The organism is Streptomyces sp. NPDC048255 (genome assembly GCF_040652415.1).
Lineage (GTDB): Bacteria > Actinomycetota > Actinomycetes > Streptomycetales > Streptomycetaceae > Streptomyces.
Genome location: NZ_JBEZMA010000018.1, coordinates 58,358 through 83,280, shown reverse-complemented (window position 1 = coordinate 83,280; position 24,923 = coordinate 58,358). Strand labels below are relative to the sequence as shown.

The 24,923-nt window shown below is 73.3% G+C and carries 23 protein-coding genes; 11 read left to right on the top strand and 12 right to left on the bottom strand.

Annotated elements, in window-relative coordinates; all coding sequences use genetic code 11:
• Positions 1 to 73: 73 nt before the first annotated feature.
• On the bottom strand, positions 74 to 247 hold the full coding sequence (locus tag AB0D94_RS17125; RefSeq protein ID WP_007268044.1) for a thiazolylpeptide-type bacteriocin: 174 nt from the start codon (positions 245 to 247) through the stop codon (positions 74 to 76).
• A gap of 173 nt (positions 248 to 420) precedes the next feature.
• Here AB0D94_RS17125 and AB0D94_RS17120 point away from each other — a divergent pair, with 173 nt between their 5' ends.
• On the top strand, positions 421 to 1,680 hold the full coding sequence (locus AB0D94_RS17120; RefSeq protein WP_362052030.1) for an amidohydrolase: 1,260 nt from the start codon (positions 421 to 423) through the stop codon (positions 1,678 to 1,680).
• Positions 1,681 to 1,918: 238 nt separating this feature from the next.
• Here the strand turns inward: AB0D94_RS17120 and AB0D94_RS17115 are convergent, their stop codons facing one another.
• Positions 1,919 to 3,280: an FAD-dependent oxidoreductase gene (locus AB0D94_RS17115; RefSeq protein WP_362052028.1), complete on the bottom strand. Its 1,362-nt coding sequence runs from the start codon at positions 3,278 to 3,280 to the stop codon at positions 1,919 to 1,921.
• A 260-nt stretch (positions 3,281 to 3,540) separates the two neighbouring features.
• On the opposite strand from AB0D94_RS17115, the gene AB0D94_RS17110 reads away from it, so the two are divergent.
• From AB0D94_RS17110 to AB0D94_RS17100, 3 genes are all read left to right on the top strand, one after another.
• Positions 3,541 to 3,732, top strand: coding sequence for a DUF5302 domain-containing protein (locus tag AB0D94_RS17110; RefSeq protein WP_214942692.1), 192 nt, complete (start codon positions 3,541 to 3,543; stop codon positions 3,730 to 3,732).
• Between the two features lie 194 nt (positions 3,733 to 3,926).
• Complete coding sequence (locus AB0D94_RS17105) at positions 3,927 to 4,340, top strand: rodlin (RefSeq protein WP_362052026.1); 414 nt, start codon at positions 3,927 to 3,929, stop codon at positions 4,338 to 4,340.
• 170 nt (positions 4,341 to 4,510) lie between these two features.
• Positions 4,511 to 5,428 (top strand): glycoside hydrolase family 19 protein, encoded by a 918-nt coding sequence (locus AB0D94_RS17100; RefSeq protein ID WP_362052024.1) that lies wholly within the window; start codon positions 4,511 to 4,513, stop codon positions 5,426 to 5,428.
• Positions 5,429 to 5,446: 18 nt separating this feature from the next.
• Here AB0D94_RS17100 and AB0D94_RS17095 read toward each other — a convergent pair whose 3' ends face one another.
• The 3 genes from AB0D94_RS17095 to AB0D94_RS17085 form a co-directional block, all read right to left on the bottom strand.
• On the bottom strand, positions 5,447 to 8,209 hold the full coding sequence (locus tag AB0D94_RS17095; RefSeq protein WP_362052022.1) for a LuxR family transcriptional regulator: 2,763 nt from the start codon (positions 8,207 to 8,209) through the stop codon (positions 5,447 to 5,449).
• A gap of 234 nt (positions 8,210 to 8,443) precedes the next feature.
• Positions 8,444 to 10,207 (bottom strand): S8 family serine peptidase, encoded by a 1,764-nt coding sequence (locus AB0D94_RS17090; protein ID WP_362052116.1) that lies wholly within the window; start codon positions 10,205 to 10,207, stop codon positions 8,444 to 8,446.
• A gap of 579 nt (positions 10,208 to 10,786) precedes the next feature.
• Complete coding sequence (locus tag AB0D94_RS17085) at positions 10,787 to 11,524, bottom strand: DUF1838 family protein (protein ID WP_362052019.1); 738 nt, start codon at positions 11,522 to 11,524, stop codon at positions 10,787 to 10,789.
• Between the two features lie 165 nt (positions 11,525 to 11,689).
• Here AB0D94_RS17085 and AB0D94_RS17080 point away from each other — a divergent pair, with 165 nt between their 5' ends.
• The 3 genes from AB0D94_RS17080 (at position 11,690) to AB0D94_RS17070 (ending at position 14,105) form a co-directional block, all read left to right on the top strand.
• Positions 11,690 to 12,688, top strand: a complete 999-nt coding sequence (locus AB0D94_RS17080; protein ID WP_362052017.1) for a DUF1996 domain-containing protein — start codon at positions 11,690 to 11,692, stop codon at positions 12,686 to 12,688.
• Positions 12,689 to 12,771: 83 nt separating this feature from the next.
• Positions 12,772 to 13,383, top strand: a complete 612-nt coding sequence (locus AB0D94_RS17075) for a sigma-70 family RNA polymerase sigma factor (RefSeq protein WP_362052015.1) — start codon at positions 12,772 to 12,774, stop codon at positions 13,381 to 13,383.
• Positions 13,380 to 14,105 (top strand): zf-HC2 domain-containing protein, encoded by a 726-nt coding sequence (locus tag AB0D94_RS17070; protein WP_362052013.1) that lies wholly within the window; start codon positions 13,380 to 13,382, stop codon positions 14,103 to 14,105. The genes AB0D94_RS17075 and AB0D94_RS17070 overlap by 4 nt, the downstream gene beginning before the upstream one ends.
• 424 nt (positions 14,106 to 14,529) lie before the next feature.
• Here the strand turns inward: AB0D94_RS17070 and AB0D94_RS17065 are convergent, their stop codons facing one another.
• From AB0D94_RS17065 to AB0D94_RS17035, 7 genes are read right to left on the bottom strand one after another with little or no spacing between them, the layout of a single operon-like run.
• Entirely contained in the window at positions 14,530 to 15,261 is a 732-nt protein-coding gene (locus tag AB0D94_RS17065; RefSeq protein ID WP_362052011.1) for a hypothetical protein, read from the bottom strand.
• A gap of 50 nt (positions 15,262 to 15,311) precedes the next feature.
• Positions 15,312 to 16,556 (bottom strand): cytochrome P450, encoded by a 1,245-nt coding sequence (locus AB0D94_RS17060; RefSeq protein WP_362052009.1) that lies wholly within the window; start codon positions 16,554 to 16,556, stop codon positions 15,312 to 15,314.
• On the bottom strand, positions 16,553 to 17,791 hold the full coding sequence (locus AB0D94_RS17055; RefSeq protein ID WP_362052007.1) for a cytochrome P450: 1,239 nt from the start codon (positions 17,789 to 17,791) through the stop codon (positions 16,553 to 16,555). The genes AB0D94_RS17060 and AB0D94_RS17055 overlap by 4 nt, the downstream gene beginning before the upstream one ends.
• Positions 17,788 to 18,420 (bottom strand): ATP/GTP-binding protein, encoded by a 633-nt coding sequence (locus tag AB0D94_RS17050; protein WP_362052005.1) that lies wholly within the window; start codon positions 18,418 to 18,420, stop codon positions 17,788 to 17,790. Before AB0D94_RS17050 ends, AB0D94_RS17055 begins: the two co-directional genes overlap by 4 nt.
• On the bottom strand, positions 18,401 to 18,754 hold the full coding sequence (locus AB0D94_RS17045) for a DUF742 domain-containing protein (RefSeq protein WP_362052003.1): 354 nt from the start codon (positions 18,752 to 18,754) through the stop codon (positions 18,401 to 18,403). The genes AB0D94_RS17050 and AB0D94_RS17045 overlap by 20 nt, the downstream gene beginning before the upstream one ends.
• Complete coding sequence (locus AB0D94_RS17040; RefSeq protein ID WP_362052001.1) at positions 18,751 to 19,152, bottom strand: roadblock/LC7 domain-containing protein; 402 nt, start codon at positions 19,150 to 19,152, stop codon at positions 18,751 to 18,753. Before AB0D94_RS17040 ends, AB0D94_RS17045 begins: the two co-directional genes overlap by 4 nt.
• A complete protein-coding gene (locus AB0D94_RS17035; protein ID WP_362051999.1) occupies positions 19,149 to 20,744 on the bottom strand; it encodes an ATP-binding protein in 1,596 nt (531 codons plus the stop codon). Before AB0D94_RS17035 ends, AB0D94_RS17040 begins: the two co-directional genes overlap by 4 nt.
• Before the next feature lie 311 nt (positions 20,745 to 21,055).
• Between AB0D94_RS17035 and AB0D94_RS17030 the strand changes: the two genes are divergently transcribed.
• From AB0D94_RS17030 to AB0D94_RS17015, 4 genes are all read left to right on the top strand, one after another.
• Entirely contained in the window at positions 21,056 to 21,955 is a 900-nt protein-coding gene (locus AB0D94_RS17030; protein WP_362051997.1) for a hypothetical protein, read from the top strand.
• On the top strand, positions 21,952 to 22,782 hold the full coding sequence (locus tag AB0D94_RS17025; RefSeq protein ID WP_362051995.1) for an alpha-L-glutamate ligase: 831 nt from the start codon (positions 21,952 to 21,954) through the stop codon (positions 22,780 to 22,782). The genes AB0D94_RS17030 and AB0D94_RS17025 overlap by 4 nt, the downstream gene beginning before the upstream one ends.
• 98 nt (positions 22,783 to 22,880) lie before the next feature.
• Positions 22,881 to 23,735, top strand: coding sequence for a DMT family transporter (locus tag AB0D94_RS17020; RefSeq protein WP_362051993.1), 855 nt, complete (start codon positions 22,881 to 22,883; stop codon positions 23,733 to 23,735).
• A gap of 117 nt (positions 23,736 to 23,852) precedes the next feature.
• On the top strand, positions 23,853 to 24,908 hold the full coding sequence (locus tag AB0D94_RS17015) for a zinc-dependent alcohol dehydrogenase family protein (protein ID WP_362051991.1): 1,056 nt from the start codon (positions 23,853 to 23,855) through the stop codon (positions 24,906 to 24,908).
• Positions 24,909 to 24,923 lie beyond the last annotated feature (15 nt).

The window sequence follows — 24,923 nt, the reverse complement described above, 5'->3', positions numbered from 1 at the left end:
AGGCGGTACGGCCGGTGCCCCGGCTCCCGCTCGCGCGGGGGCCGGGGCACCGGTGTGCGTACGCCCTGAAGGGTCAGGCGCTGCAGGAGGTCGTGCTGGTGGTCGAGGAACAGGTCGAGGTCGAGCTGCAGCTCGTGGAACCGGCGAGCACGACCTCGCTGGCGTCCGAGTAGTCGGAGATCTCGAAGGTCTCGGACTCGAGCTCGAGGATCTCGTCGGCGAGCGAGGCGAGAGGCGACTTCTCCATGGTGACTCCTTCAGCTGGTGCGGTCGGTGGGTGGTGCGGTGATGCGGGGTGGTGCCTTTCCATCAGAACCGGTCGCACCTGCACCTGACCCGGCGTACCGCTGACACCTCACTGACAGAAAGTGTCAGCGCCCTGGCGTCCCCCGCCCGGAACCGCTGCCCGATCATGGGCGCATGACCGAACTCGCCGAACTTCCCGGACTGGCCGGAATCGTGCGGCCGCTCACCACCCTCTACCTGGACCTGCACCGGCATCCCGAGCTCTCGGGCGCCGAGGAGCGCACGGCGGGCCGGTTCGCCGACTGGCTGGAGGCCGCCGGGTACGAGACCACGCGCGGGATCGGCGGGCACGGCGTGGCCGGGGTGCTGCGGGGCAGCGAGGGGCCGACCGTGATGCTGCGGGCGGAACTGGACGCCCTGCCGGTACGGGAGACGACCGGCCTGGCCTACGCGAGCCAGGGCGAGGCGGCGCACGCCTGCGGGCACGACCTCCACCTGGCCGCGGCGGCGGGGGCGGCCTCGCTGCTGGCCCGCTCGCCGCGGGCCCGGCGGGGCACGCTGATCGTGGTGGGCCAGCCGGCGGAGGAGACCCTGGAGGGGGCCCGGGCGATGCTGGCGGACGGCCTGTACGAGCGGACGGGCCGGCCCGACGCCGTGCTGGCGCAGCACGCGGCCCCGCTGCCCGCCGGGATGGTGGCGCACGGGTACGGGCCGATGACCGCCGGGAGCGTCACCTTCCGGATCGTGCTGCACGGCCGCGGCGGGCACGCGGGGGCCCCGCACCTGACCGTGGACCCGGTGGTGGCGGCGGCTCATGTGGTGACCCGGCTGCAGACGGTGGTGGCCCGGGAGGCCGCCCCCTCGGAACAGGTCGCCGTCACGGTCGGCTCGTTCCACGCGGGCGACCGGGCGAACATCGTGCCCGACCGGGCCGAACTGGCCGTCACCGTACGGGCGGCCGGTGAGGCGGCGCTCACGCGCGCGGCCGCGGCGGTGGAGCGGATCGTCCGCGCCGAGTGCGCGGCGGCGGACTGCCCCCGGGAGCCGGAGGTCGTCCGCGAGTCCGAGTCTCCCGTCACCCATCCCGACCCGGCGACGACGGCCGCGGTACGGGAGGCCCATGTGGCGGAATTCGGCCCCGAGCGGGTGGCCATGTGGCCTCCGTCCCTGGCGACGGAGGATTTCGGGCTGTTCGGCGACGCGGGGCGCGACCTGCACGGCGCGGAAGGGGTCCGGCTCGCCTACTGGATGCTCGGAGTGGTCGGACCCGCGGCCTGGTCGGCGGCGCCGGGGGCGACCGCGGCGCAGAAACTCGCGGCGCTGCCCGCCAACCACGCGCCTGATTTCGCGCCGGACGCGCGCACGGCGCTCCCGGCGGGCGTGCGGGCGCTGACGGCGGCGGCCCTCACCTGCCTGGCGGCTCCAGCGCCGTAAATACTGGGCAAGGCCAATGCCACGGTCACGCTGGCCTGGGGCGGCAGCGACACGACCGAGGTGTTCGTCCAGGCGGACCTCGCCACCCGGAAGATCGTGTCCGTCACGGACTGATCCCCCGCACCGGCGCACGGACCGGGTCCGCACTCCGGTCCGCGCCCGGCCTTCGCCCGGGCCTTCACCGCCGTCCGCGTCGAGGGGGCCGGGACCCGGCCGGGTCCCGGCCCCCTCCCTCCGGTCAGGCTCCGCTCGCGTCCAGCATGTCCTCGCGCTCGACGATCTTCACGCGCTCGCGACCCTGGGGCTCGCCGAGGGCCTTCTCCGCGGCGTCCAGGCGGTACCAGCCCTCCCACGTGGTGTAGCGCACGCTCCGCTCGGCGAGGAAGGCCTCGACGGCCTCCGGCGCGGGCGCGGCCGGGCTGTGCAGGCGGCCCTCGGCGTGGTCGGCGAGGAGGTTCGCGACGGTTTCGTTGGCGTCGCCCTTGGTGTGGCCGATCAGGCCGACCGGACCGCGCCGGATCCAGCCGGTGACGTACGTCGACTGCAGGTGTCCCCCGGCCTCGATCACGCGGCCGCCCTCGTCGGGGACCGTGCCGGACTCCACGTCCCAGGGAAGCTTCGGGAGCTCGTCCGAGAGGTAGCCCACGGCCCGGTAGACGGACTGGACGTCCCAGTCGGTGAACTGGCCGGTGCCCTTCACGTTGCCGGTGCCGTCGAGCTCGGTGCGCTCGGTGCGCAGGCCGACGACCCTGCCGTCCTCGCCGAGCACCTCGGAGGGGGATTCGAAGAAGTGCAGGAACAGCTTGTGGGGGCGGTCGCCGATGTCCCGGATCGCCCAGTTCTCCAGGGTCTTGGCGACCATGTCCGCCTGCTTGTTGGCGCGGCGGGTGGCGATCGAACCCTCGTCGTAGTCGATGTCCTCGGGGTTGACGATGACCTCGATGGTGGGCGAGTGGTCCAGTTCGCGCAGCTCCATGGGGCTGAACTTGGCCTGGGCCGGACCGCGGCGCCCGAAGACGTGCACCTCGAGCGCCTTGTTGGCCTTGAGGCCTTCGTAGACGTTCGGCGGTATCTCGGTCGACAGCAGCTCGTCGGCCGTCTTCGCGAGGATGCGCGCGACGTCGAGTGCGACGTTGCCGACGCCCAGCACCGCGACCTTCTCCGCCTCCAGCGGCCAGGTGCGGGGGACGTCCGGGTGGCCGTCGTACCAGGAGACGAAGTCGGCGGCGCCGTAGGAGCCCGCCAGCTCGACGCCCGGGATGCTCAGCTCGCGGTCGGCGGTGGCGCCCGTGGAGAAGATCACGGCGTCGTAGAAGGAGCGCAGCTCGTCGAGGCCGATGTCGTTCGGGTAGTCGACGTTCCCGAAGAGGCGGACCTGCGGCTTGTCGAGCACCTGGTGCAGGGCGGTGATGATGCCCTTGATCCGCGGGTGGTCGGGGGCGACGCCGTAGCGGATCAGGCCGAAGGGCGCGGGCATCTTCTCGAAGAGGTCGATGGACACGCCTGGCTCGGCGGCGGTCTCGGACTTCAGCAGCGCGTCCGCCGCGTAGATCCCTGCGGGACCGGCACCGACGATTGCTACCCGCAGGGGGCGAGGCATGACGAAGTTCCCTTCGAGCGACTACAAGCTGGATCAAGGAAGACCTTAAACTGAGGTAACCCTAATCCAGCACCCGGTGGCAGGTTATGGCCTCATAATTAAAACTTATGACACCCCCAAGCCATCCTTGGAGTCTCGGGTTCCGGTCGCGTCCCGCCGGAGGCGGGCCCCGGCCGCAGAGCGCCGCCCCGGGGGAACTCGCTGGTCAGCAGGCACACAAGCTGACAGACTGAAACGGTTTGATCACCCCAGGAGGACGAATGGCAGACGAAACAGACACCCCGCAGGACGAATCGCCGGCCGAGGAGGCCAAGCGCAAGTTCCGGGAGGCGCTGGAGCGCAACGCGGCGAATGCCCAGTCCCAGCAGGCACACCAGAGCCGGGCGAAGGTCCAGGGTTCCAGCAGCGGCCCCGGCGGCAAGAACAAGAAGGTCCGCCGCAAGACCGGCTGACCCTCGGACCCGAGGAGCTCAGTCTCGCCGCCACGGCGGCGGGACCGGGCCACCCGCCGGACCCCGGGGCGGGCAGTGTGCCAAATGAGCCACCCGGGTGAGTGGGGATAACCATGAGCGCCTACAGCAGTTGATCAGCGCGTCCCGCCGAGGGCAGCTATCTCATGCGACAGTGCGACAGAAGGATCCCCCACATGTTCAAGAAGTTCATGGCCACCGCCGCGGTCACCGCCTCCGTGCTGGGCGCGGGCGCCGCCGTAGCCACCCCGGCCATGGCCATCGGCAACGACCAGGGCGTCAACACCGTGAACGGCAACGGTGCCGCGCAGATCTACGGCAACCAGGAGACCCACGGCAAGATGAGCCCGCAGCTCAGCGCGGTCCAGGGCTCCCTGAACAAGCTCTGCATCGGCCTGCCGGCCAAGGTCAACGCCCAGTCCCTGTTCGCGATCATCGCCAACATCGGCGTCCAGGACATCAACGTCCTCGCCAACCCGCAGAACCAGCAGTGCACCGAGAACTCCACCCAGGCCAAGGGCGACGACTCGGCCTCGCACATCCTGGAGAACATCCCGGTCCTCTCGGGCAACCTCTCCGCCGGCAGCTGACCTGCCATCGAAGCCCCACCGAGGCCCCGGCGCGACCATCACGCCGGGGCCCCGGCATGTGACCACCACGAGATCCCCTTGGTCTAGACCTTGACAGGTCCAGACCATTTTCGCTTCAGTGGCGTAGTTGCCGCCCCCACGGCAACTCCCCCCACTGAAGGAGAAGTTACGTGATACGTGCGTTTCGCCGCCGTGTCCTGTCCCTGGTCGCCGCCGCGGCCGTCACGGCCGGCCTCGCCCTGACCCTTCCCTCCTCCCCCGCCGCGGCGGCCGCCGCCTGCGTCACCCCATGGGCCTCCTCCGCCGTCTACACGAACGGCATGAGCGCCTCGTTCAACGGACACAACTGGCAGGCCAAGTGGTGGACCCAGGGCGAGACGCCCGGCACCACCGGGCAGTGGGGCGTCTGGTCGGACCAGGGCGCCTGCGGTGGCGGAGGGGGCCAGGACCCCGACCCCGGCAACCCGTCCGGATTCGTGGTCTCCGAGGCCCAGTTCAACCAGATGTTCCCGAACCGGAACTCTTTCTACACCTACAACGGCCTGGTCGCGGCGCTGTCGGCGTACCCGGCCTTCGCGCAGACCGGTGACGACACCGTGAAGCGCCGCGAGGCCGCCGCCTTCCTCGCGAACGCCTCCCACGAGACGGGCGGCCTGGTGCACATCGTCGAACAGAACACCGCCAACTACCCGCACTACTGCGACGCGACCCAGCCCTACGGCTGCCCGGCCGGCCGGGCCGCGTACTACGGGCGCGGCCCGATCCAGCTCAGCTGGAACTTCAACTACAAGGCGGCCGGTGACGCCCTCGGCATCAACCTGCTCGCGAACCCCTACATCGTCGAGCAGGACCCGGCCGTCGCCATGAAGACGGCGCTCTGGTACTGGAACACGCAGAACGGGCCGGGCACGATGACCGCCCACACCGCCATGGTGAGCGGCGCGGGCTTCGGCGAGACCATCCGCTCCATCAACGGCTCCCTGGAGTGCAACGGCGGCAACCCGGCCCAGGTCCAGAGCCGGGTCTCCACCTACCAGCGCTTCACGCAGCTGCTCGGGGTGACGCCCGGTAACAACCTCACCTGCTGACCGCTCCCGGCCCAGGGCTCAGCGGCCGCCGTGCAGGGCGGTGGCCAGCTGGGCCCGCGAGCGTACGTTGAGCTTCTGGTAGATGCGGGTCAGCCGGGCCTCGACCGTCTTGACGCTGAGGAACAGCTTCGCCGCCGCCTCCTGGTTGCTGGCCCCCTGGCCGACGAGGACGGCGAGGCGGATCTCGGCCTCGGTCAGCGAGGCGACCGGTTCCGCGCCGCTCCCCTCACCCGGGGCGGCGGCCGGTTCCCCGGCGAGTTCCGTCCAGGGGGTCGCGCCGGCCCGCTCGAACTCCCCGGCCGCGGCCAGGAGGGCGGCGCGGGCCGGTGCGCGCCGGCGGCGGCGCCGTTCCACCCGGGCGAGGGCCAGCAGCGTGCGGCCCCGTTCCAGCGGCAGGCGCAGGGCGGCGAACCGCTGCTCGGTGGCCTCCAGCAGGGTGACGGCCGCGTCGGCGTCGCCCTGCGCCGACAGGCACAGGCCCTGGGCGCGGTCGAGGGCGGCTACCACCCCGGCGCGTCCGAGGCGGAGGGCCACGCCGCGGACGCAGTCGATCAGCCGGGCCGCTTCCTCGGGCGCGTCCGCGGCGACCAGCGCCTCGGCCAGGTCCCCGTGCCAGCGCAGGATCGAGGGGTCCACCACCTGTTGGGCGCCCTCCAGCGCGGCGACCCGGTGCAGGGTGGCCACCGCCTTGGCCGCCTCGCCCGTGGCCAGTTCGACCAGCCCGAGCGCGTGCAGGCTGCGCGAGAGGAACACCTGGTCGTGCTCCTCCTCCGAGGCCTGGATACCGCGCCGGGCATATCCGGCGGCGCGCGCGAAGCCGCCGCCCATGGCCTCGGCCATCGCGGCCACGTACCAGGCGGGACCGGGTGACAGGCCCGCCTCGATGGTCAGTTCCAGGGCGCGCCGGGCGTGGGCCGAGGCGGCCTCGCACCGGCCGCCGCGCAGTTCGACCTCGGTGAGGCTGCGCAGGACCTCGAAGACGTCCTCGGCGGACCCGGTGCGCTGGACGGCGGGCAGCAGGACCATCAGCTGGCGCCGGGCGTCGGCGAGGCGGTCGTCGAAGAGGGCGTGGCGCACGGCGAGGTAGCGCGGGGCGTTGCGCATGCCGAGGGGCACCTCGGGGGCGGGCAGGGCGAGGGCCTCGGCCAGGATGTCCTCGGCGTCGCAGTCGCCCAGGATGCGGCCCATGCGGGCCCGTACGGTCAGGGCCATGGCCTCGGCGACCTGGTCCCCGCCCTGGGCGGCGAGCTCGCCGGCCGCGGCCGCCGCGTCGCGGGAGCGGACGGGGTCGCCGTCGCTGAGGTTGTGCTTCCAGGCGATCCGCAGCTGGACGGCCGCTTGCAGGGCGGGGTCGCCGGCGGCGTCGTCCATGGCGTGCGCGAAGGTCTCCTCGAGGGTGCCGAGGGCCTGCCCGGCAGCGTCGATCACGGCGAGCCGGGCCCGTACCCGGTCGGCGGGGGAGGCGTCCCGGGCCAGTACGGCGCGGGTGGCGCGGCGGGCGAGATCGGCGCGGCCCGCCCAGCCCGCGTCCTCGGCGGCGGCGACGAGCCGGGCCAGTTCCTCCCCGGCCAGCTGGGAGGGCGTGCGCTCCGCGGCGAGCAGGCCCAGTTCGGCGGCGAGGGCACGCTGGCCGCGGCGGCGGCAGGCGGCGGCGGCTTCGGTGATCTCCGCGGCGAGCCACTGATCGGGGGTGTCCACGGCCAGCGCGCGGTGGCGTACGGCCTGGACGGGGTCGTCCACGGCGGCGGCCAGGGCGGCGTGTCCGGCGGCGCGTTCGGGCCAGCCCGCGTCGGCGGCCAGCACGGTGGGCAGGGCGCCCGCGGTGAACTCCACGGCGCCGTCCTCGCCCACGCTGACGAGCGCGGCCCGTTCCGCCTCGGCCAGCTCCGCCTCCGCGTCGGGCCGTCCCGCGCGGCGCAGCAGGGCGGTGGTGGGGCGGGCCGCGAGGGCGGCGAGCAGCAGGGTCCGGCGGGCCCGGGCGGGGGCCGCGGCGAGGAGCCGGCGGGCCACCTCGCGGGCCGGTCCGGAGACGGGCAGGGTGTCGGCGTGGTGGGCGCTGCCGTCGCGGGCGTCGGCGAGGGACTGGCCGAGGGCGAGGGCGAGGCGGGGGTTTCCGCCGCTGGCCTGGTGGATGCGGCCGGCGAGGCGGGCGGGCAGGCCCCGGCGCACCAGCAGTTCCGCGACCTCGTCGGCGCCGAGCGGGGGGACGGGGATGGCAGGGGTGCCGGGGCCGCAGAGGGGCTCGCCGACCGCGGCTCCGCCCTGGACGCACTCGGCCACGAGGACCCGTACCCGGGGCGGGGTGAGGCGGAGGGCGAAGCGGAGCAGGTCGGTGCTCTCGGCGTCGAGCCACTGGGCGTTGTCGAGGACGAGCAGGACGGGCTGGCGGGCGGCGAGGGTGCGGAGCACTTCCACGACGGCGAGGCGCAGCGCGACGTGGTCGCGGCCAGCCCGGGGTGCGTCGGCCTCCCGGCGCAGCAGGGCGATGGCGGTGCGCTGGGGGCCGGAGAGCCGGTCCAGGGCGGTGCCCGGGACGGAGGCCAGCAGGGCCGCGGCGGAGGCCTCGGGTATCCACTGGTCGGCGGCCTCGGGGGAGAGGCGGAGCACCGTCTCGCGGCGGGATTCCGCGGCGGCCGCGACGGCGCGCGCCACCTCGGTCTTGCCCGCGCCGGCGGGTCCCGTCAGGAGGGCCCGGCCGTGCGTGGTCAGCGCGCGGTCGACCGCCTTGATCAGTTCATCGTGTCCGACGCTCGTGTCAGCGTGCCCCGTCGCCGCCACCACGCACAGCCACCAGCCTCTCGGTCCCCAGCTCCTGTGCCTTTCCTGTGAGACGCGACAATACGAGGTCAGATGCCGGGCGGACCCGGATTGTGACGCAGAATTCAGTCAGCCGTCGGGAAAAGCCGTCGGACCTGCCGATACGAGGTGTATAGGCAGGTCCGCGGGTGGAGATTGGTCCGTACTATCGACCCGTCAGCCGGAGTTGGGCGCCGGATCGGGGCCGGGTCGGCCGGATCAGAAGCCGAGGCTCCAGGAGTCGATCTTGCCGGTGTCGCCGCCCGCGTTGTCGTTCACGCGGAGCTTCCAGGTGCCGTTCGCGACCTCGGAGGAGGCGTTGACGGTGAAGACCTGGTTGATGTTGTCGGCGCTGCCGCCGGTCCGGTTGTGCACGGTGTAGACGGTGCCGTCGGGGGCGACGAGGTCGACCTTGAGGTCACCGGTGTAGGTGTGCACGATGTTCACGCCCACCTTGAGGGTGGCCGGGGCGTTGCCGGTCACCCCGCTGACGGTGAGGGGGCTCTCCACGGTGGTGTTGTCACCGATGGCGAAGTCCGCGGTGTTCTCGAAGGACGGGGTGACCGGGCCGGAGGTCACGGCCGCGACGGTCGCGGCCGCGTCGGCGAGGCCCGAGCCGCAGCCGCCGGTGCAGGTGCCGGCCAGCGGGCGGGCATTGGCCTTGACGGCCGACTCGATCTGGGCCGGGGTCAGCGCGGAGTTCGCCGACTTCAGCAGCGCGGCGAGGCCCGCGACGTGCGGGGCGGCCATGCTGGTGCCCTGGTAGGGCTTGTAGTTCTCGGCGCCGGGAGTGGTGGTGCCCGCGTTCAGGGTGGAGAGGATCGCGTTCTCGGGGGTGGTGACGGTGCCGGGCGTGTCGGTGGCGCGGCGGGTCTCACCGCCCGGGGCGGCGACGTCGATGACCGTGCCGAAGTTCGAGTAGTACGAGCGGTCGCCCGCACGGTTGCTCGCGGCGACGTTGATCACGTTGTTGCAGCTGGCGGGCGAGAAGTTCGCCGCGTTCGCGTTGCTGTTGCCGGCGGCGACGACCACGGTCGTCCCGCGGGCGACGGCGGCGTTGATGGCGTTCTGGTAGCTGGTGCCGCAGGCGCCCGAGCCGCCGAGGCTCATGTTGATGACCTTGGCCGGGGTGGCGTTGGCCGGGACACCGGCCACGGAGCCGCCGGAGGCCCAGGTGATGGCGTCGACGATGTCCGAGGTGGCGCCGCCGCACTTGCCGAGCACGCGGACGGGCTGGATCTTCGCACCGTACGCGATGCCGGCGATGCCCTTGGAGTTGCTCGTTGCCGCGGCGATGGTGCCCGCGACGTGGGTGCCGTGCCAGGAGGAGTTGCTGGCCTTGGACCCGAGGCCGCACTCGCCGTCGGTGGCGTTCCAGTCGCCCTGGTCGGCGGGGTTGTTGTCACGCCCGTTGCCGTCTCGGGCATCCGCGGAGCTGGAGATGAAGTCGTAGCCCGCGACGACGTTCGCGGCGAGGTCCGAGTGCGCGACGTAGCCGGTGTCGATCACGGCGACGGTGACGCCGGAGCCGGTGGTCTTGTCCCAGGCGGCGGGGACGTTCATGCCGGCGGTGGGCTCGAAGAGGTCCCACTGCTTGGCGTACTCGGTGTCGTTCGGGGTGACGGCCTGGGCGTAGGCGCGGGTGTCCGGCTCGACGTAGGCGACGTCCGGGTCGGCGCGGAACTGGGCCATCACGTCGGCCGCGTCGGCCGGAGCCACGGTCCCGCCGAGGTTGACCAGGGCCGCTCCGGTGCCGAGGCGGCGGTCGAACTTCGCCTTCTTGCCGGCCTTCTTGCCCTTGGCGGTGGCGTCGTCGGCGGCTGCGGTGTTCGAGCTGGCCTCGGTCGCCGAGGGCTTGTACCCGACGATGAGGTTCTCGACCGACGCGGTGGCGGCGACCGTGGCGGCCGGGGCCGCGCCGGGGGTCTCGACGGCCACGGCGACGGAGGCGGTGGCGGAGCCGGCGAGCAGGGTGACGGACATGGCCACCACGGATATGAGCCGACGTCTGGAAGCGTGCACTTGTTCCCCTTCGAGGGCCGTTTCCGGGCAGGCCGGAACGGCCGGTCGGTGCAGTGTGGGAGGTTCCGGCGGCCGCGGGACCGGGAAGGGCTGGTCGAACCCGCCCCGGCCACCGCCGCGCGCCACGCTGCCCGTCCACGGCGGTGGGGCCGGGCAACGGCGTGACCGGCGATCCGCCCGTCCCGACGGCATCGCGCCATGTGGGGTTGGAGCGTGGGCTGTCGGGCAGGGGAGAGATCGCCGGTGGGCAGACAGTAGGCAACACGGGGATGAACTCGATACGGGGAAAACCCTTGTCCGGCCCCTGCCGCTCCCCCCGCGTCCCCCGGGCGGGGCGGGCGGGACCCGAAGGCCGGGGCGGGAGGGACGCGAGGGCCCGGGCGGGAGGGACGCGAGGGCCCGGGCGGGAGGGACGCGAGGGCCCGGGCGGGAGGGACGCGAGGGCCGGAACGGGCGGGACCTAGGGCCGGGCCGGGCGGGACCCGAGGGCCGGGCCGGGGCCGGGCCTCGCAGGCCTGCTACCGGGGGCCGGACAGCTTGCTACCGGGGGCTGGACAGCTTGCGGAAGTAGGTCCAGCTGGTTTCGTTCGGCTCGCTCCACTTCTCCGGCGCGTGGGCGAATTCGGGGTGCCGCTCGGCGATGTACGCGCGGGTGCGTTCCGGGACCTCGGCGTAGGAGTCCAGCTTGCGGCCCCGGCAGTGGAAGGTGAGGCCGCCGGCGCGCCCGCCCCGTTCCATCCAGGGGAGCCACGGGGACATCCGCGTCCACGACATGGTCGAGGGGACGCTCGCCGCCCCGGTGGTGAGGACGGACGCGGGCGCGAAGAACTGGAAGAGCTCCAGCGCCCGGTAGGTGTCGTCGGCCGAGTTCTCCGGGTACTCCTCGACGGGCAGCGGGGAGGGGTAGGCCAGCGGGATCTCCAGGCTGAAGCAGACCTGATCGCCGAGGTCCGTGAGGGGGACGGGGAAGGGGCGCCACTTCTGGTTGGCCGGGTCGTTCCAGACGTGGACCACCGGCTTGTCCTCCCAGATCTCCATGATCTCCCGGGTGAGGGGGTCCAGGTAGAAGGCGGCTTCCCTGGAGAGCAGTTGGTAGCCGCCGCTCTCCTCGTCCGTGACGAGCCGGGCGACATTGAGCCCTTCGAAGCCGAAGAGGCGCTGGTAGGGCTCGCCCGGGGCCCAGGAGTGGACGTCGCCGGACCACCAGAAGGTCACCTCGCGGCCGTCGAGCGAGGCGCGGGTGCGGGCGAACGCGTGCAGGAGCTCAGCGGGAGTCATACGGCGTACTGTGCTCGGTCCGTCCCCGGCCCGGCAACCACCCGCGATGCGTACAGGACATGACTTGTGGCGCAATGGCGGGATCTGACGGGAAAGCGGTGGACCGGCGCTCGCCATGCGGATGCCAGGTTGACGCCGGTGGCGCCACCGGCAAACGTGACCGCCATGGGGAACGAACACCGACTGCTCACTCTCGTCATCTGCCTGGTCCTGGGCGGCGGGCTGCTCGCCGCCGTCCTGGGTGCCTCGCGAGCGGCCGGTCCGCAGCACGGTGCCGGCGCCGCCGGTCCCGCACCCTCCGACTACGTGGACATCCGCGATGTTCCGGGCATCCAGGACCGAGGGCCGGCGCCGGGGCCCGACGCCTCGACCGGCTCGGTGGCGGTGGACTGCGGCCGCAACGAGCAGGGCCACTACAACGAGGACAACCTGGTCGTCTCGCCCGGACTGCGGTCCGGGGCCCACCACACGCACGCGTACGTGGGGAACCTCTCCACCGACGCCATGTCGACCGACGAGTCCCTGGACGCGGCCACCACCAGCTGCGCGGGCGGCGACCGGTCCACGTACTACTGGCCCGTCCTGCGCCGCCTGGACCGGCCGGGCACCCGCCCGCACGAGACCTCGGCGGGCCACGGCAACACCGGTGAGGTCGTGCCGGAGGCCTCCGTCCTGGTGGAGTTCCGCGGCAACCCGGCGAGCAAGGTGGTGCCCATGCCGCGGTTCCTGCGCGGCATGACGGGCGACGCCGTCGCGTACACGGCGGGCAGCGACGCCGACGTCCGGGCCCGCTGGGGCTGTTCCGGCTCCCCCGACCGGTCCACCACCCGCTATCCGCGCTGCCCCGAGGGCGACCTGCTCACCCGCACCCTGGCCTTCCCCAGCTGCTGGAACGGCATCGACACCACCAGCGCGGGGCACCGCTCGCACCTGCGGTTCCCGGCGGCGGGCGGCGTCTGCCCGCAGGGCACCTTCCCGGTGCCCGAGCTGCGCGTCTCCTTCACCTACGAGCTCCCCGCGGGCGTGCCGGTCGCGCTCGACTCCTTCCCCGAGCAGCGGCACAGCCCGAAGACGGACCATGCGATGTTCGTGAACGCGATGACCGACGAGCAGATGGCCTCGGTGGTCGACTGCCTCAACACGGGCCGTGCCTGCCGGACCTGAGTGACGTACGTCACGTGAACCGCCCGTGCGCGCAGGGCGTGTTCCGACCGCACCTGGTAAGCGAGGAAGACGGAGAGGGTGAGATGGCCGGACCACTGTGGCCCCGCACTCGGCGGGGCTGGACCGATGAGGCACTGATCAAGTCGGTGTACGAGGAGCACGGCCACGCCCTGCTCGCGTACGCCACCCGGCTGACCGGAGACCGGGCGGCCGCCGAGGACGTGGTCCAGGAGACCCTGATCCGGGCCTGGCGGCATTCCGAGGTCCTGGTCAACGGGAAGGGCTCGGTGCGCGGCTGGCTGCTCACCGTGGCCCGCAACATCATCACCGACCGGTACCGGGCCAAGGCCGCCCGGCCCGCGGAGGTCTCCGGGGAGGCGTCCGCTCCCCCGGTGGAGGCGGACCACGCCGACTCCGTGGTGGACTCGATGACGGTCCTGGGGGCCCTCGACCAGCTGTCGCCGGAACACCGTGACGTGCTCAAGGAGTTGTACTACCGGCAGCTCAGCGTCGCGGAGGCCGCCGACAGCCTCGGAATCCCCGCGGGCACGGTCAAATCGCGCTCGCACTACGCGCTCAAGGCCCTGCGCGAGGTCTTCACGGACATCGGTGCCAGGGAGAACGGCTCCAGAACAGGAAAACGAACGGGCAGGCCGCCCCAGCAGCCCGCCGGACTGCGTGAGGTGGTGGCATGAACCGGCAGCGACACGAGGAGGAACTGCTCGGCCCGTACGTGCTCGGCGTCCTGGACGACGAGGAGACCCGACGGGTCGAGGAGCACATGCGCGGATGTGTGCAGTGCCGGGAGGAGGTGGCCGCGTTGCGCGAGATGGAGCTGGCGCTCGGCGAGGTGCCCGAGGAGGCGTTTCTGGACGGACCGCCCCAGGGCGGGGATCTGCTGCTCCAGCGCACGCTGCGGCAGATGCGCGGGGAGCGGGCCGGTGCGCAGCGCCGCCGGCTGGGTCTTGCGGGGCTGGCCGCGGCGGCCTCCATGGCCGCGGTGTTCTGGGCCGGCGCGCAGCTCGGCGGCGGGGATCCGGAAGCCCGGGCGCTGCCTCCGCAGCCGTCCCCGTCGGTCTCCACGGCCCCTTCGACGCTCCCGGCCGGGACCAAGGTGGCCTCGGCCACCGACCGGGGCACGGGTGCGCGCATGACCGTACAGATGACGCCCGCGACGCAGTGGGTGCGGGTGAACGCCGCCGTGACGGGGATTCCCCCGGGCGAGCGGTGCCGGCTGGTCGTGGTCGCCAAGGACGGTACGCGTACCACCGCCGGCGGCTGGGTCGTGGGCAGCCAGGAGAACGGCGAGGGCAAGGGCGCGTCGCTGGACGGCTCGGCGGCCGTGGATCCCTCGGACGTAAAGGCGGTCCTCGTCGAGAACGAGGCGGGCAGGGCGTTCGTGTCCGTACCGGTGTAGCGGACCCCGTCCGAGCGGTGGGGACGGGAACGTGACAGAGCCCGGGAGCATGTCCAGCTCCCGGGCTCCTGCTTGCCACCCAATTGCGCACACCGGCGGCGTTTAAGAGTCGCGGATCATATTGAGACCGACGTGTTCTGCCTTTGAACTACCGCGCCACGAGAGAGGCGCAGGAGGGACTTGAACCCCCATCCGTCGGTGATCGTCCACGCTCGGTCGATCCGGTGTTCGGCGGCGAATACTGAGACTGGAGCGAGAATCTGAATTTGATCGGGGCCGCCTCTGCCAGGCTTGGGCCACCCCGGCACGCAGTGCCGGGGGAGGGATTCGAACCCCCAACTGACACCCCTTGTTTCAGCTTCAACATCAGTTTCAGCTTGCGCTCTCGCGCACCCCCCGCTCACAACGGGGGGCGATCATGGGGCTACCTGAACAGGTAGCCGAACACCGCGTCGCCGACCCGCTGGTCGCTGACCTCGGTGCTGTTGGCCTCCTCGCGGGCGAACTTGACCGCCTGCTGGAGCCGTTCCACCCGGTCCAGCAGCTCGTTCACCCTGCGGGCGGGCAGCGCGCCGGAGAACTTCACCGTCGTCCAGTACCCGACGGGGACGTCTTCGTAGTACACCTCGACCTGCGCCGGGTGCTTCTCCGTCGCCTCCGCCTTGACGTGGTTGCGCGGCACCTTCTTGGTGCGGATGGTGCGGACCGGGTCCGTCTTCCAGGAGTCCGTGGACGGGTCCAGGTTCCAGGATTCGGAGGCGTCCAGCACCGGCAGCTTCCGTACGAAGGTGTGCATGTCCGTCAGCTGCTTCTCCAGGAACAGCAGGTAGGGCACGGGCACCTGCTCCAGCAGCACCGAGCCGTCCACGACCACGTCCGCGGCCGCCGAGCGGTTCGCCCAGTCCTTGGTCGCCGTCACGTCGAACAGCCGCGTCAGCGTCCCCGCCGTGGCCCGCAGCACGTCCTCCGCCTTGACCTGAACCCGCGTGGATTCCGGGGGCAGTTGCTCGCCCTCCTCGTCCTTGGGCTGGTACGTCCGGGAGATGCCGGCCAGCAGGGCGGGCTTCTGGACGTCGTGGTGAGCCTGCGAGAGCTCCTGGAGGGACTTGGACTTGACGCCCTTTTCCACTGCGATGATCTGATTCAGCTTCGGCACACGATGAACCTAACAGGAGTCCGGACGCCCGTACATGTGGTTTTCGCCGGTCAGGCCAGGTGGACCGGCAGGTCGAACAGGTCGTTCTGGGTCAGGACCGGCTTGTGGCGGAGCTCCTCGGGGGCGACGGCCAGGGTCAGGTCCGGGAAGCGGGCGTACAGGGCCGGGAGGGCGACCAGGGCCTCCAGGCGGGAGAGGGCCGCGCCGGGGCAGACGTGTGGGCCGTGACCGAAGGAGATGTGGCGGTTCGGGGTGCGGGTGACGTCGAACTCCCCCGCGGTGGGGCCGTGCTGCTCCTCGTCGCGGCCGATGGCGCCGAAGGAGACGACGAGGCCCTCGCCCTTCGGCAGGATCCGGTCCCCGACCTCGATGTCCTCGGTGGCGAAGCGTATCAGGACGTGCGAGGTCGGGGTGGACCAGCGCAGGGTCTCCTCGATCACGTTCTCCCAGGGGACCTCGCCCTTGAGGACGCGGGCGCGCTGCTCGGGGTGGGTCTGCAGGGCGACGACCGCGTTGACGATCAGGCTGATCGTGGTCTCGTGGCCGGCGGCGACCATCAGCTGGAGGGTGTTGGTGATCTCCTCGGTGGTGAGGTGGTCCCCGTCCTCCGAGGCGGCGATGAGCGCGCTGGTCAGGTCGTCGCCCGGGTTCTCGCGCCGGGACTCCACGATGCGGGAGAAGAGCGCGCCGAGGTCCGCCATCATCTGCGGCACCTCCTCGGGCCGGGTCTGCGTGGAGAAGAACTTCTCGAAGAGCGCCTTCAGGCGGGGGTGTTCGGCGGCGTCCACGCCCATCAGCTCGCTGATCACGTTCATCGGCAGCGGATAGGCGAACTCGGCCTTCAGGTCGACGCGTTCGCCGGCCGGCAGGGCGGCGAGCCGGTCGAGCATGCCGGCGGTCAGCGCCTCGATGCCGGCCCGCAGCTTCTCCACCCGGCGTACGGTCAGGGCCTGCGCGACCAGGGTGCGCAGCCTGCGGTGCTCGTCGCCGTCGACGGTGAGCATCGAGCGGCCGGGGTTGGCGAGGCCGATCAGCGGCCAGTCCGGAGGTATCTCGCCGCGCTGCCAGGCACCCCAGACGTTGATGTCCTTGACCACCCGGGAGTCGGTGAGCAGGGCCCGCGCCTCGGCGTGGCGCGTGACGGCGTAGACGCCGACGCCGCCGGGCAGGACGACCCGTACGAGCGGGCCCGCGGCGCGCAGTACGGCGCTCTCCGCGTCCAGGTCGGTGACGAAGGGGTCCAGCGTGACGGGCGCGGCATCGCCGGGGCCGCAGTGGTCGATCGGGCAGGTCATCGGGTGGCTCCAAGGGCGGGGGTCGGGGTGTAGGTCACCGGCAGTGCGGACAGTCCGCGCAGCCAGGGGGACGGGCGCCGGGAGAGCGTCGCGGCGGGTACCGCGAGGTCGACGTCGGGCAGCCGGTCCAGGAGGACCTCGATGCCGGTGCGCGCGATGATCTCGGCCACTTCCTGGGCGGGGAACGGGCAGCGGTGTTCGCCGTGGCCGAAGGAGAGGAAGGCGCTGTTGCCGCCGGTGAGGGCGCCCGCGTCGGTACGTACCCGCGGGTCGGCGTTGGCGGCGGCGAGTCCCAGCAGCACCAGGTCGCCGCGGGCGATGCGGCGTCCGGCGAGGTGGGTGTCGCGGGAGGCCCAGCGGCCGGCCACGTTCTGGGTGGGGGTGTCCTCCCACAGCACCTCGTTCATGGCCTCGCCGACGCTGTGCCGGCCGCCCGCCAGGGAGGCCTCGAAGCGGGGGTCGGTGAGCATCAGGCGCAGCGAGTTGCCGATCCAGTCGGCGGTGGGCTGGTGGCCGGCGGCCATCATCACCATGAGGTCCTGGGCGATCTCGTCCACGGTGAAGTCCGCCCGGTTGGCGAGCATGTGGGAGACCACGTCCGGGCCGGGCTCGGCCTGCTTGGCCGCGAGCAGCGCGTACATCGAGCCGCCGAGGTGCCGCTGGCCCTCCAGGGCCCCTTCGCGCCCGTTGATCATGTCGTTCATGGCGGTGACGAGGCCGGGACCCTGCCCGTCGGGGAAGCCGTAGATCCGGGCGAGGACGCGCAGCGGCAGGAGCATCGCGTACTCCCCGACGATGTCGCAGGCGCCCTTGCCGCACAGGCCGTCGATCAGCTCGTCCGCGAACCGCTCGGCGTGGCCCCTGAGTTCGAAGGGGTCCACGGACTCCAGCGCGTCGCTGATCACCGCGGCCCGCTCGCGGTGGCGTTCGCCGACGGTGTAGAGGATGGACGGCTGCTTGCGGCCGATCATCGGGAGCAGCGGCCAGTCGGCGGGGATGCGGTCCCACTGGTTCCACAGCTCGGAGTCGCGGGAGTAGAGCACGGGGTCGCTGGTGACCTGGTGGAGTTCGCGGTAGCCGAGGACCAGCCAGGCCGGTACGTCTCCGTCGAGGACGACCGGGGCGACGGCGCCGTGGTCGCGCCGCATCTCGCGGTACAGCCCGACGGGGTCGGTCTGGAACCGGGGACCGCTCAGGGGGACGGGCTGGGGCTCGGGTGCGGCGGGGGTGGTCACGGGGTGGCCTCCGGGGTCTTCGGCTGGTGCGACCGGGCGGCCGTCTGGAGGTGCTGCACGAGGGAGATGAGGACCTGCTTGCCGGACTCCCGGGAGCGGGCGTCGCAGAACACCAGCGGGACGCCGGGCGGGAGGTCGAGGGCCGCGCGGACCTGCTCGGGCGTGTGCCGGGGTCCGCCGAAGTCGTTGCAGGCGACGACGAAGGGGGTGCCGTGGTGTTCCAGGCGGTCGATGGCGTACCAGGAGTCGGCGAGGCGGCGCGTGTCGGCGAGGACGACGGCCCCCAGGGTGCCGGAGAACAGCCGGTCCCACAGGAACCAGAACCGCTCCTGGCCGGGGGCTCCGAAGAGGTACAGCACGTTGTGCGCGTCGAGGGTGATGCGGCCGAAGTCGAAGGCGACGGTCGTCGTGGTCTTCGAGGCGATCTGGTCGGTGTCGTCGACGGCCGCGCCGGCCTGGGTCATGGTCTCCTCGGTGTTCAGCGGGCGGATCTCGCTGACCGAGCGGACCAGGGTGGTCTTGCCGACTCCGAGACCGCCGACGATCACGATCTTCAGGCCGTTGTCGGCGGTGCTGTGCAGGGGCCGGCGACGCGGTCCGGGGACCGCGTCAGAGGCTACGGAGTCCAACGAGCACCTGCTCCAGGATGTCGGGGTCGGGAAGGCGGTACGTCGTACGGGGGTGCCGGGCGCTGATCCGCCCGGTACCGAGCAGGTCGGCGAGGAGGATCCGGACGATGGACACCGGCAGGCCCAGCTCGGCCGCGATCTCCACCACCGCCGTCGGGTAACGGCACATGCGCAGGATCGCCGCGTGCTCCGACTGCATGCCGGGGACCGGGTCGCACTCGGAGACGATCAGCGTGACCAGGTCGAAGGCGTCGGAGCCGGAGCGGCTGCGGCCGCCGGTGAGGGTGTAGAGCCGGTCCGGGGAGTCGTCCCGGCCCGGTCTGCTCCTGCTCACCCCCGGGGCCGGGCGACGAGGTGCTCGCCGAGCTGCTCGACCAGTTCGGCCATGTTGTGCCCGGCCAGGCCCGCGTCGGCTTCCTCGGAGGCGACGAGCGCCAGGTGCGCCCCCTCGCCGGCCTCGACGATGAACAGGATCCCGCCGTAGAACTCGGCCATGGCGGAGCGGACTCCGCCGGTTCCGTCGCCGAACTCGATGGAGGCCCCGTGCGAGAGGCTCTGGATGCCGGCGGCGATCGCGGCGAGCTGGTCGGCCTGGTCGACGGAGAGCTCCGGGGTGCGGCACAGCTTGAGGCCGTCGCGGGAGAGCACGAGGGCGTGCCGGGCGCCGGGGGTGCGCTCCAGGAGGCCTTCCAGGAGCCAGCTGAGCGTCTCGTCGGTGGTGGAGCCGGTCATTGCGCGGTGCCTTCCGGGTTCTGGGGGTTCTTGGGGTGCGGCGAGGTGCCGCGGACGGCCTGGCGGAAGCTGCCGAAGCGGGTGCCCGGCCGGGGCGCTTCGCCGGGGCCGGCGTCCGTACGGGGCTCCGGGCCGGCGGTGTCGGGGGCGCGCCCGGCTTCGGGCCGGGCGGCGGCCAGGGTGCGGCCGCGCCGCCGCTGGGGCAGCCCGCTGCCGCCGGTCCCGGTGGTGGCGTCCGGCTCGGTGGATCCGGTGTGCGGGGCGGGGGGTTCGCCGTGCGGGGCGGGGGTTCCGGCGTCCGGGGTGGGGTCGGTGTCGGCCCGGGCGTGCGTACGGTCCCCCGTGCGGCCGGCGCCGGTGGGCGCGGCCCCGGGGGCCGGGGCGGGGACGGGCTGCCGCGGGGCGGCGGGCTGCGGGGCGGGCGCGGGCTGCAGCAGGGCGGCGGGCCGCGGCGCGGGGGCGGCTTCGGCGGGGGTGCGGCTGATCAGCTCCTGCGGCAGCATCATCAGGGCGCCCGTACCGCCGCGGGCCGAGGGCCGGAAGGACACGGTGAGCCCGTGCTTGCGGGCGAGACGGCCGACGACGGCGAGGCCGAGGCGGGTGCCGGAGAGTCCGGCCAGGTCCAGCGACCCGGCGCTCACGGCCTGTTCGGCGCGGCGCAGCTGAACCTCGCTCATGACCAGTCCGCTGTCCTCGACGGTGATGACGATCCCGGCCGGCACCTCCTCCACGTACACGTGGACCTCGGCGGTCGGCGGGGAGAAGTTCGCGGCGTTGTCGAGGAGTTCGGCCAGGGCGTGCATGACGCCCTCCGCGGCGTGCCCGGCGACGGCGGCCTCGCTGGTGGAGTGCAGCCGGACCCGCTGGTAGCCGCCGATCCGGCCCATCGCGCCGCGCAGCACCGATTCCATCACGATCGGCTTGGCCCAGCGGCGGCCCGAGCGGGCCCCGGTGAGCACGGCGATGGAGTCGGCGAGGCGGCCCGCCTGGGCGGTGCGGTGGTCGAGGTGGAGCAGGTCGCCGAGGACGTCCTCGTCGGCGTGCCGGTGCTCCATGTCGCGCAGGTCGGCGAGCATTCCGGTGGCGAAGGCCTGCATCCGGCCGGCCGCGTTGGCGGCGGCGGCCATGGCGGCGGCCCGGGCGGACCGGGCGAGGCGCAGCTCTTCGGCCAGTTGCTCGCGGGAGGCCGCGCCGGTGGCGGCCAGTGCGTCGAGCTCCGCGGCGTGGGCGGCCGTCAGGTGGTCCAGTTCGGCGGTGTGGGCGTGCGTCAGCCTGTTCCGCTCGGCTGTGCGGGCGGCCGCGTCGCGCGCGGCGTCGGCGGTCAGCCGGGCGATGTGCGCGTCACGGGCGGCGGCTTCCCCCTCCAGACCGGAGATCCGGCGGCGCAGCTGCCGGGCCGTGCGCGTCGACCAGACGACGGCGAAGGCCGCTACGGCGAGCAGCACCACCCCCGCGCCGGAGAACCAGGCGAGCGGGGTGCGGACGGCCGTCGGGGCCGCGGCCACCGCCGCCGTCGAGACCGCACCGGTGACCGCTGTGGTGATCAGCAGGGCGAGCGCGGAGGGGCGGAGAGGTGAGCGGGGCACCGTCATCGATCAAGGCCTCATACCGGGCGGGAACGGAGGAGATGGTTTCCTGGGGTAACGAGGCCCAACTATAGGAGAGTTATTGATCCATTTGGAAAGCTCTTGACCCTCATCACGTTCCGTAGTGACCAATAAAGAACGCTCTGCATCTCTATACGAACGTTTGGTGTGGCCGATACCGACCCCCGGCGCCGACCTCGACGCGGATCCACACGGACCGACGCGGACCGATCATCACATTGCGGTCCATGACATCCTGTGACGTCACAACTCGCCGGGCGGAATCGGCGGACGTCCGGGGAATTTGGGGAAGGTCGATGAGGCTCTGCTTCCTGGTGGAGGAGCACTACCGCCACGACGGCATGCCGAACGCGGTGATCGGGCAACTGACCGCGTGGGGTCACCAGGTGGACGTGGTGCGGCCGGGCGGCTCGCTGCTGCGCATGTCCGAGGTGGTGGACGCGGGGGCACACGACGCCTGGGTGCTCAAAACGGTCTCCGGCGGGCCGGGACTGACCCTGCTCGAAGCCGCCGCCGCGGCCGGGACGACCACGGTCAACGACGCCCGCTCGATCCGCGGCGTACGGGACAAGGCGCTGGCCGCCGCCATCGGACGCGGCCGGGGGCTCCCGCTGCCGCCCACGTACGCGGTGGCCCGCCCCGAACTGCTCCGGGAGATACCGGCGGCGGAGTACCCCCTGGTCGTCAAACCCGCCGACGGCAGCTCCGGGCGGGCCGTGCACCTGGTGCCCTCGCCGGGGCGGCTGGAGGAGATGCTGCCCGGACTGGCGGGCGAGGGCATGCTCATCGCCCAGCCGTACGTGCCCAACTCGGGGACCGACATCAAGGTGTACGGGGTCGGCGGGGAGCTGTTCGCCACCGAGCGCTGCTCGCCGCTGCACCCCGACCCCGCGGTGCGCGAGCGCCGCGTGCCGCTGTCCGCGGAGGTCGCGGCGATCGCCGCGCAGGTGGGCTCGGTGTACGGGCTCGACCTGTACGGGGTGGACGTGCTGCTGGGCCCGGAGGGGCCGGTGGTCGTCGACGTGAACGACTTCCCGAGCTTCCGTCAGGTGCCGGACGCGGCGGCCCGGGTGGCCCGGGCGGTCCTGGGGCTGGCCCGGGCGGGCGGCTCCACCGCCCCGTACCTCCGGCCGCACGCCTCGCCGCCCCTGCCGATACCGGCGCAGGCCTCGGCAGGGGCCGGTGACAGCGCGTGAGGATCGGCCTGATCACGCCGGAGCCCGGCCATCCGCTGCTGGCCGCGACCACCGGCCTGCTGGCCCGCGAGCACACCGTCGAGGCGCTCGATCCGGTCACCGCCGACGTGCCGCGGCAGCTGGCCGACGTGTACCTGCTGAAGTCGGGGACGCCGCACGCGGTGGCCCTCGCACGGCGCCTGGAGCGGCGCGGGGCCACCGTGGTGAACTCCGCGGCGGCAACCACGCTGTGCCAGGACCGGACGCGGATGGCGGAGCTCGCCCGGCGCTCCGGCCTGCCCTTCGCCGCGACCCGGACCTTCGGCTCCCTCGCCGCGTGGGCCGCCGAGGCCCCGCTCTCCTCCCCCGTGGTGGTCAAGAGCCGGCACAACCGCCGGGGCGACCTCGTCGCCCGCGTCGACGACGCCGGGCAGCTGGCCCGGCTGGCGGCTGTCTGGTCGCGGGAGCCGGTGGTGGTCCAGGAGTTCGCGCCCAACAGCGGCTGGGACCACAAGCTGTGGGCGATAGGGGACCGGGTCTTCGCGGCCACGCGCCGTTCGGAGCTGTCCCCGCAGGGGCGCGGCCCCAACCGGCCGCTGCCACTGGACGCGCTGCCGGCCGGCTGGGCCGCCCTGGTGCGCGAGGTGGGCGCGGTGTTCGCGCTGGACGTCTACGGCGTGGACATCCTCGACACCGGCGACGGCACACCGCTGATCGTCGACGTCAACGCCTTCCCGGGCATCCGCGGCCAGGACGGCGCCCCGGAGGCCCTGGCGGCCCTGACACTGCGCCGCGCGCACGAGGCGTCGGGGGCGTCAGGGGTGTCAGGGGTGTCCAGCTCCGCTTAGGTCCCGGAAGGGACCGGACGGGGGAACGGCCCCGGGCTGCCGGCGTCCGGGACGGTGTCGCGGCGCCGACGGGCGGCGGGCGCCGCGAGGATCGGGGCATGGGCGTCGTCCTGCCGGTCCTCTTCGCGCTGTTCGCGGCGCTGAGCAACGCGCTCGCCACCGTGCTCCAGCGGCGGGCCGCGCTCACCGTGCCGCAGAGCGACGGCTTCCGCATCGGGCTGGTCCTCGACCTGCTGCGCAGGCCGCTGTGGCTCGCCGGGATCCTGGCCGTGATCGCGGCCGGCGTCGGGCAGGCCCTGGCACTGGCCACCGGGGCGCTGGCCCTCGTACAGCCGCTGTTCGTACTGGAACTGCCGCTCGCCCTGCTGATCGCCTCGCTGATGGCCCGGCAACGGCTGTCCGGGGCGCTGTGGCTCGCCGTGGCCGGGGTGGTGGCCGGGCTGGGGACCGTCCTGTTCGCCGCCTCTCCCGAGGGCAACCGTACGCACGTACCGCTCGACCGGTGGGGCCTGTCCCTGGCCGTGTGCGCGGCCGCGGTCGTCGCCCTGGCCGCGGCCGGGCTGAGCCGCCCGCCGGGTCGTGCCCGGGCCGGCTGCCTCGGCGCCGCCACGGCCGTCTGCTACGCGCTCACGGCCGCCCTGATGAAGTCCGCCGTGCACATCCTCGACGAGCGCGGCCTCGGCGCGTTCCTGACCACCTGGCAGACCTACGCCTTCGGCGCGACCGGCATCTGCGCCCTGCTCCTGCTCGAACACGCCATGCAGGGCGGCCCGCTGGTCGCCTCGCAGCCCGCGCTGACCCTCGGCGACGCGGGCGTCAGCGTCGCCCTGGGCGTGGTCCTCTACGAGGAGCACCTGCGGGCCCACTGGTGGGTGGTCCCCCAGCTGCTGGGCATCGCCCTGATCTGCGCCGGGGTGCTCGCCCTGGCCCGGGCGGAGGAGGACGCGCCGTGACCCGCCAGGGCCCGCCCCGTCCGAGGCGGCAGTGCCCGGCAGCCTGCCACCGGCACACCGGCCGGACAAGGCCGGGTCCGGGTAACGTGCGGGGCCAGTCGAACGGAGGGCGGGATCGTGCGCGCGGTGGTCTTCGAACGGTACGGGGAGCAGGCCGGGGTCACGGAGGTGGCGGATCCCGTTCCGGCGGCGGGCGGGGTGGTGGTGCGGGTGGAGGCCACCGGACTGTGCCGCAGCGACTGGCACGGCTGGATGGGGCACGACCCGGACATCGTGCTGCCCCACGTGCCGGGGCACGAACTGGCGGGCGTGGTCGAGGCAGTGGGATCGGGCGTGACCCGCTGGCGGCCCGGGGACCGGGTGACGGCTCCGTTCATCTGCGCCTGCGGAAGCTGCCCCGACTGCGCGGCCGGTGACCACCAGGTGTGCTCGCGGCAGACGCAGCCCGGCTTCACGCACTGGGGCTCCTTCGCCGAGTACGTGGCCCTGGACCACGCCGACGTCAACCTGGTGGCCGTGCCCGAGGAGCTCTCGTACGCGACGGCCGCCGGGCTGGGCTGCCGGTTCGCGACGGCCTTTCGGGCCGTGGTCGCACAGGGGCGGGTGGCCGCCGGCGAGTGGGTGGCGGTGCACGGCTGCGGCGGGGTGGGGCTCTCCGCCGTGATGGTCGCGGCAGCGGCCGGGGCCCGGGTCGTCGCCGTCGACACCGCGCCCGGCGCGCTGGAGCTGGCGCGGAAGTTCGGCGCCGCGCACTGCGTGGACGCCTCCGACCGCGCCGATACGGCCGAGGCCGTACGGGAGGCGACCGGAGGCGGCGCGCACCTCTCGCTCGACGCCCTGGGATCGCCCGCGACGGCGGCGGCCTCCGTGGCCGGGCTGCGCCGGCGCGGGCGTCACATGCAGGTCGGGCTGCTGCCCCGGGCGGCCGGCCCGGCCGTGCTGCCGATGGAGCGGGTGATCGGCTGGGAGCTGGAGATCCTCGGCAGCCACGGGATGGCCGCGCACGCGTACCCGCCGATGATGGAGATGGTCCGGGGCGGTCTGCTGCGCCCGGACCTGCTCGTCACCTCGACGATCCCGCTCGACGCGGCCCCGGCCGCCCTGGCGGCGATGGGCACGGCCCCGGGGCGCGGCGTCACGATCATCCTGCCGGGCTCCCGTACGAGGGCCTGAGCACGCGGGGCGGCG

Coding starts and splice junctions, on each gene's coding strand:
- AB0D94_RS17070 (WP_362052013.1), top strand. CDS start 13,380: ATGAACCGGCAGCGACACGAGGAGGAACTGCTCGGCCCGTACGTGCTC.
- AB0D94_RS17115 (WP_362052028.1), bottom strand. CDS start 3,280: ATGCCTCGCCCCCTGCGGGTAGCAATCGTCGGTGCCGGTCCCGCAGGG.
- AB0D94_RS17125 (WP_007268044.1), bottom strand. CDS start 247: ATGGAGAAGTCGCCTCTCGCCTCGCTCGCCGACGAGATCCTCGAGCTC.
- AB0D94_RS17110 (WP_214942692.1), top strand. CDS start 3,541: ATGGCAGACGAAACAGACACCCCGCAGGACGAATCGCCGGCCGAGGAG.
- AB0D94_RS17075 (WP_362052015.1), top strand. CDS start 12,772: ATGGCCGGACCACTGTGGCCCCGCACTCGGCGGGGCTGGACCGATGAG.
- AB0D94_RS17020 (WP_362051993.1), top strand. CDS start 22,881: ATGGGCGTCGTCCTGCCGGTCCTCTTCGCGCTGTTCGCGGCGCTGAGC.
- AB0D94_RS17035 (WP_362051999.1), bottom strand. CDS start 20,744: ATGACGGTGCCCCGCTCACCTCTCCGCCCCTCCGCGCTCGCCCTGCTG.
- AB0D94_RS17030 (WP_362051997.1), top strand. CDS start 21,056: ATGAGGCTCTGCTTCCTGGTGGAGGAGCACTACCGCCACGACGGCATG.
- AB0D94_RS17120 (WP_362052030.1), top strand. CDS start 421: ATGACCGAACTCGCCGAACTTCCCGGACTGGCCGGAATCGTGCGGCCG.
- AB0D94_RS17085 (WP_362052019.1), bottom strand. CDS start 11,524: ATGACTCCCGCTGAGCTCCTGCACGCGTTCGCCCGCACCCGCGCCTCG.
- AB0D94_RS17040 (WP_362052001.1), bottom strand. CDS start 19,152: ATGACCGGCTCCACCACCGACGAGACGCTCAGCTGGCTCCTGGAAGGC.
- AB0D94_RS17105 (WP_362052026.1), top strand. CDS start 3,927: ATGTTCAAGAAGTTCATGGCCACCGCCGCGGTCACCGCCTCCGTGCTG.
- AB0D94_RS17060 (WP_362052009.1), bottom strand. CDS start 16,556: ATGACCTGCCCGATCGACCACTGCGGCCCCGGCGATGCCGCGCCCGTC.
- AB0D94_RS17090 (WP_362052116.1), bottom strand. CDS start 10,207: ATGTCCGTCACCCTGCTCGCCGGCTCCGCCACCGCCTCCGTCGCCGTG.
- AB0D94_RS17080 (WP_362052017.1), top strand. CDS start 11,690: ATGGGGAACGAACACCGACTGCTCACTCTCGTCATCTGCCTGGTCCTG.